At 47.2% G+C, this 6,520-nt stretch carries 7 protein-coding genes; 5 read left to right on the top strand and 2 right to left on the bottom strand.

The window, feature by feature from the left end:
* Positions 1-208 (bottom strand): hypothetical protein (locus tag Q0Z62_RS06575; RefSeq protein ID WP_298052441.1); only part of this gene is annotated, 208 nt, incomplete at its 3' end.
* Here Q0Z62_RS06575 and Q0Z62_RS06570 point away from each other — a divergent pair.
* From Q0Z62_RS06570 to kynA, 5 genes are all read left to right on the top strand, one after another.
* Complete coding sequence (locus Q0Z62_RS06570) at positions 207-1,790, top strand: Na/Pi symporter (protein WP_269901303.1); 1,584 nt, start codon at positions 207-209, stop codon at positions 1,788-1,790. The two genes, Q0Z62_RS06575 and Q0Z62_RS06570, sit on opposite strands and share 2 nt — an antisense overlap.
* An 11-nt stretch (positions 1,791-1,801) precedes the next feature.
* Positions 1,802-2,824 (top strand): TRAP transporter substrate-binding protein, encoded by a 1,023-nt coding sequence (locus tag Q0Z62_RS06565; protein ID WP_298052437.1) that lies wholly within the window; start codon positions 1,802-1,804, stop codon positions 2,822-2,824.
* Positions 2,825-2,938: 114 nt separating this feature from the next.
* Positions 2,939-4,189: a kynureninase gene (gene kynU / locus Q0Z62_RS06560; RefSeq protein ID WP_298052435.1), complete on the top strand. Its 1,251-nt coding sequence runs from the start codon at positions 2,939-2,941 to the stop codon at positions 4,187-4,189.
* Between the two features lie 70 nt (positions 4,190-4,259).
* On the top strand, positions 4,260-4,892 hold the full coding sequence (gene kynB / locus Q0Z62_RS06555) for an arylformamidase (protein ID WP_298052433.1): 633 nt from the start codon (positions 4,260-4,262) through the stop codon (positions 4,890-4,892).
* 18 nt (positions 4,893-4,910) lie between these two features.
* Positions 4,911-5,759, top strand: a complete 849-nt coding sequence (gene kynA / locus Q0Z62_RS06550; RefSeq protein ID WP_298052431.1) for a tryptophan 2,3-dioxygenase — start codon at positions 4,911-4,913, stop codon at positions 5,757-5,759.
* 33 nt (positions 5,760-5,792) lie between these two features.
* On the opposite strand, the gene dnaQ is transcribed toward kynA, so the two are convergent.
* Positions 5,793-6,515 (bottom strand): DNA polymerase III subunit epsilon, encoded by a 723-nt coding sequence (gene dnaQ, locus Q0Z62_RS06545; protein WP_269901298.1) that lies wholly within the window; start codon positions 6,513-6,515, stop codon positions 5,793-5,795.
* Between the last annotated feature and the right edge of the window lie 5 nt (positions 6,516-6,520).

Below are 6,520 nucleotides of genomic sequence, written 5' to 3'. Positions count from 1 at the left end.
ATAAAGAAAAGCCGCAGTATACAACAAGGCATACTGCGGCATAAACCCCTGAAAAAACAGGGGCACCAGTAACGAGACGGTATGAACTTGTTACCGGCGCACACCGCTGTATTATTACATACATAGCGCTTTGAAATAAAATAGCAGCTAAGATACAACAGTTTGAGCCTTTGAGCTGCCCCCTTTTGCCATACGGAAATGTAATCATGTTAGATGTAATCTTCCCCTTCATCGGGGGGGTAGGCTTGTTTTTAATTGGAATGATGCTGCTATCTAAAGGCTTAGTTGCCTTTGCTGGGCAGGCCTTACGTAAAGCCTTAGTTCGTTTTACCGGCACCCCGCTGAAAGCTTTTGCTTCGGGTGCGGTCATGACGGCAATGATGCAGTCGTCGACTGCTACCACCGTGACTCTCATTGGTTTTGTGAGTGCGGGTTTAATTTCTTTTTCCCATGCCATTGGCGTGGTGATGGGAGCCAGTTTAGGTAATACCGCTGCAGGCTGGCTGGTCTCTGGTGTCGCCCTAAAAATCAATCTCAGTTTTTACACTATGCCATTAATTGGTTTAGGGGCTCTTTGTAAGCTCTTAGCCCGAGGCCGTATTGGTGATTTTGGAATGGCCATCGCCGGCTTTGGTATCTTATTTTTAGGTTTACGAACCTTACAAGACGCCATGGGGGGCCTAACGGCCCATTTTGATTTGGCGATTCTGCCGGTGGGAGGCTTAGGCGCACACCTAATTATCATGTTAATTGGCCTAGCGATGACAGCGTTACTGCAGTCCTCTACGGCAGCGATTGCCACTACATTAACCGCCGTACATGCTGGGGCTATTAGTTTAGATCAAGCAGGATCTGTCATTGTAGGTGCAGCGATTGGCACCACCATCACCAGCGCCTTAGTCAGCATAGGGGCGAGTACCGCGGCTAAGCGAACGGCCTTAGCTCACATCCTATTTAATTTAGTGGTGGGGCTAATTGCAATTATTTTGCTACCGGCTTATTTATTTGCGCTGATGCGTATTGCTAATTATTTAGAGATTCAGCCGGGTGCGCTCAGTTTGGCCGCCTTCCATACTTTATTTATTTTAATTGGCTCGGCGGTTTTTCTGCCCTTTACTGAACGCTTTGCACAGTTAGTTGAACGGCTACTGCCCGAAAAGGCCAATGACCTAACCCCTCACCTAGATAACAGCTTACTTGGGGTGCCTGCTATTGCGTTAGAAACAGCACAGCGCACCATCGAGGAATTAGCACAGGATATTTTCATTATCCATAGACAAATCGTACAAAATGAAGGGCGCGTCAACATTATGCAAATTAAAGCCCAGCTTCAGGCCTTAGAGTCTGTGTTTGATTTTGTGACCCGAACGCAAATCGAAAGCGATGATAATGTCCTAAACCAACAAAAAGTGGCTCAACTTCATGCCATTGACCACCTGATTCGACTGGCGGCACGTCAGCATTATTTTATTGATGAAAACCATCAGATAAATCAACGTGCTTTCACTGATGGCATAGAGCACTGCGTAGAGCAAATCCGTCTTATTCAATCTGGGCTAGAGCATGACACACCGGTGGAATGGGTCAAAAAACTAAAAGTAGAAGCCAAAGCCCTCAAGGACTTATCGGCTGAAACGCGCTCCATTTTATTACAGCAGCCCAGCCACACCAGCTCAAATAGAGACATTTTGCTAGAGACAGATAATTATCGATGGTTAGAAAGAAACGCCCATCATATTTGGCGTATCGGCTATTATTTACAGCAGGCGCGTCAAGCGCAAAAAGACTAATAAGGATCTCTATGAAAGCTCTAGCCCCGTTGGTTGCCTCGCTCTTATTTGGACTCTGTTCGGCTGTAACTGCTGCCCCTATTACCCTAAAGGTAGCCCATTTTTTACCGCCTAGCTCTCCCGGCCATAAAGAGGTTATTCAACCTTGGTGCGAAGCCATCAAAGCAGATTCAGACGGGCAGTTACAGTGCCAAATTTATCCTGCTATGCAATTGGGGGGGACTCCGGCACAATTACTGAATCAAGTTAGAGATGGGATCGCAGACGTGGTCTGGACTTTACCCGGTTATAACCCAGGGATGTTTCCTATCTCAGAGGTCTTTGAGCTGCCCTTTATGACGACCACTGCTCCCGCCTCATCTCGTGCTTTATGGGACTTTATTAACGACTACGCCCAAGCAGAATTTGCTGATGTCAAACTCATTGCGGCGTGGATCAGCGGCCCTTACCAAATTCACACACGGAAAACAGCAGTACGCAAGCTTTCTGATTTAGCAGGCTTAAAAATCCGAGCCCCCTCTCGATTAAGCACCCGTTTACTGAGTGCCTTAGGGGCAACTCCTGTTGGCATGCCTGTTCCTCAAATTACCGAGGCTTTATCCAAAGGAGTTATTGATGGTGCGATGGCCCCGTGGGAAGTACTGCCCGCAACCAAAGCCCATGAACTCACGCAATATCACACCGATGTCGTCAAAGGCCGCACCCTAGCCACCTCTACCATGGTGTTGTTGATGAATCCCGCCCGCTACCACTCGTTAAGCCCAGAGCTACAAGCCGTAATAGATAAAAACAGTGGCGCTACTACCTCTGCGTGGATTAGTGAGCAATTTGCCCAAGCCGATGCCGTGGGCTTACAGGCTGCCCAAGAGCGTGGTAATGAAATTATTTACCTAACCACCACCCAAACTGAACATTGGGAAGCTGCCGCCCTGACAGTGACAGAGCAATGGATACAGCAAATGAATCAACAACATAAAGGTGCAGAACTGGTCAAGGCCGCCCGATCACTGGTCGATAAATACACAAAAAAATAAAATACCTCAATCGCATATACGCATAAACAGCAGTACCGGAATCGGTTAAAGCCTTGGATAATATATAGATAAGTACAATTTGCTTTACGTATCCATATTTACCCAAGGTTTTATATGATTTCAGAACACGACTGCTCTCAGCTTGATGCCAAAGACGAACTGGCTCATCTACGTGAGTTATTTGCCTTACCTGCAGACACCATTTATTTGGATGGTAATTCATTAGGTGCTCAACCTAAAGCAGCGCTCTCCCATGCTCAACATATCATTAGCCAAGAATGGGGTACCGATCTCATTAAAAGCTGGAATAAAGCCGGCTGGTTTAATCGCCCTCTTTCCATTGGTAATGAATTAGCCCCTATTATTGGAGCCGGGCCCGACGAGGTCGCAGTCACTGATTCAACATCAGTAAATATTTTTAAAGCCGTTGCCGGTGCTTTGCACATTCAAAAAAATAACGCAGCTACTGCACAGCGTCGCATCATTCTTACAGAGCGCAGTAATTTCCCTACCGATATTTACATCCTAGAGGGAATTAAGCACTTTTTAGATGATGGTTACGAACTGCGCTTAGTCGATAGCCCAGCTGACCTAGAGCACGCTATTGATACGGATGTGGCCGTCGTTCTGTTAACGCATGTCAACTATCGTACCGGCTATATGTTAGACATGGCGGCCTTAACTGCTCATGCTCAACAACAAGGTGCGTTAATAATTTGGGATTTATGTCATTCCGCTGGGGCCGTTCCGGTGGATTTAACTCAGGCAAAAGCCGACTTTGCCGTAGGCTGTACCTACAAGTACCTGAATGCTGGCCCCGGTGCACCCGCTTTTATTTGGGTACCTAAAAAACATCAAGCCCTATTTACTCAGCCGTTAACTGGCTGGTGGGCACACCAATCTCCCTTTGAGATGCAGCCCTCTTTTCAGGCGGCAGGGGATATTCGTGGTGCACTATGTGGCACTCAGCCCATGATTTCGCTCTCGTTAGTATCCAGTGGGCTCGCTGCGTTTAAACAGACCTCGATGGAAAAAATCCGCCTAAAATCCTTAGCGCTGACTGATTTATTTATTCGTCTCATTGAGCAACGTTGCGCGAACCACCCCCTAACTCTAGAAACCCCGCGTGACCACGCTCATCGTGGCAGTCAGGTCAGCATCGCTCATCCACATGGCTATGCGGTTATTCAAGCCCTGATCGAACAAGGCGTTATTGGGGATTATCGTGAACCCCATATTATGCGCTTTGGTTTCACCCCTCTCTATACGTCTTTTATGGATGTATGGCGCGCAGTAGACATCCTAACGGATATTCTAGATCATAAAAAATACGATATTAATTTGGCAAAAAGTGCTGTGACCTAAGCCCTCATTGCGCCATCTGGTATCGTCCTAATGGGCCATAAACAAAAGAGCGTTATTTACCAATAAAAATATGAAAAACAGAAAAATCTGGGATATTTCTCCACCTATTTCCTCGTTAAGCCCCGTCTTTCCGGGCGATACGCCCTATAGCCAAGACTGGACCTGGCAGCTCTCTGCTCAATGCCCTGTGAATGTCAGTACGATTCATATGTCTCCACATGTAGGGGCGCATGCGGATGCCCCATTACATTACAAAGCAGGGGGCCACAGTGCGGGAGAACTCGATTTAGTCCCATTTTTAGGCCCGTGTCGCGTCATTCATGCCATCGGCTGTCATGACCTGATTCAACCGCATCACGTAGAACATGCATTACTGTATGTTCCGCCTCGTATTTTAGTACGCACTTATCCGCATGCTATTCCCACAAACTGGCAAGATCAGTTTGCTGCCTTTGCCCCTGAAACCATTGATTTACTGCATGCGCATGGGGTGCGTTTAATTGGCCTAGACACCCCCAGCATTGATCCATCCACAAGCAAAACACTAGATAGCCATAAACGTATTTTGTCCTACGAGATGCGTGTTTTAGAGAATCTAGATTTATGTCAGGTGGATGCTGGCGACTATGAGCTCATCGCCCTACCTTTAAAATTAATGCAGGCAGATGCCAGTCCCGTTCGCGCCATATTACGCGCCCTTTAACTCATTCAAATAACGAGTATGACTACACCACAAAAACCCGAAGACATTGTGAAAGCCGAAGGCGCACAACTGGATTTCTCCAAAGACATGACATATGGTGGCTATCTGCATTTAGATGAGATCCTAAATGCCCAGCACCCCCTGTCACCGGATCATAACGAGATGCTATTTATCATCCAGCATCAAACCAGCGAACTATGGATGAAGCTGATGCTGCACGAGATGGCTGCTGCCGTCGAGCATCTGCGTAATGATAATCTGCCTACCGTATTTAAAATGCTGGCTCGTGTTAGCCGCATTATGGAGCAATTAGTCCATGCTTGGACAGTGCTATCCACCATGACACCCCCAGAGTACAGTGCTTTGCGCCCGTATCTGGCTCGCTCTAGTGGCTTTCAAAGCTACCAATACCGACAGATTGAGTTTATGTTGGGCAATAAAAATGCCGCTATGCTTAAACCCCACTCTCATCGTGATGATTTGCTTGCTGCCGTTCAAAAGGCTTACGAGGCTCCCTCGTTATATGATGAGTCCATCCGTCTCATGCACCGTCATGGCATTGCTGTTCCCGAGTCCTACTTACAGCGTGACTGGACCACCCCTTACGAGGCCAGCATGGATATTCAGGCAGCGTGGTTAGTCGCCTATAAAGACCCCAAAACTTATTGGGATATTTATCAGCTAGGGGAAAAACTCACTGACATTGAAGATGCGTTTAGACAATGGCGCTTTCGCCATCTAACTACGGTTGAACGTGTGATTGGCTTTAAGCGCGGCACTGGCGGCACATCAGGGGTGGATTATTTACGAAAAATGCTGGATGTGGTGTTGTTCCCAGAGCTATGGAGCTTACGTACTGAGCTATAACAATCCGTAGCTCTGGTGCGATACGGGTTAGAGCTATGATTTAGGCTCTAGCTCGTACCACAAAGGGGGCGTTTTATTTATGGCAGCCAAGGCATCCAAATAGGCCATATGATCCGCCAAATCTTGCTCTGAGGCATTAATAACAGGCAGCCCGCTGGTATCAATACGCGCAAACTCCGTGCTATTTCCATCCGCATCGCGGTCAGCATCAAAGCTCATCAATAAGCTTTCTTGGCCGCGAGTCATGGCCAACCACACGTCCGCTAATAGTTCCGAGTCTAATAACGCGCCGTGTAATACGCGGTGCTCATTAGAAATACCATAGCGGTCACATAACGCATCTAAGTTATTACGCTTTCCTGGATGCAACTCTCGTGCATACACCAATGAGTCCGTTATTTTCCCACAGTATTCCGTGAAAGGCTTATACCCAAAGCGCACAAACTCCGCATTTAAGAACTTAGTATCAAAAGGAGCATTGTGAATAATGATCTCGGCACCAGACACAAAAGCAATAATTTGATCTATCACCTGCTCAAAAGGCGGATGCTGAGACAGAAACTCGGTCGTTAGCCCGTGCACATCTAGGGCCTCTGGGTCCGAGTCACGCCCTGGATTCACATAGAGATGGATTTGATTTTCAGGCGCAGTTAACACCTGTCTATTAGCGATCTCCACGCCTGCAATCTCGACCAACCGGTGGCCATCTTCAGGATCTAAACCTGTGGTTTCGGTATCTAAAACAATTTGTCGCATAACAC

The sequence above is a fragment of the uncultured Paenalcaligenes sp. genome (genome assembly GCF_947630565.1).
GTDB classification, from domain to species: Bacteria; Pseudomonadota; Gammaproteobacteria; order Burkholderiales; family Burkholderiaceae_B; genus Paenalcaligenes; species Paenalcaligenes faecalis.
The sequence above is the reverse complement of the archived record's forward strand: the minus strand, read 5'-3'. Positions and strand labels throughout refer to the sequence as shown.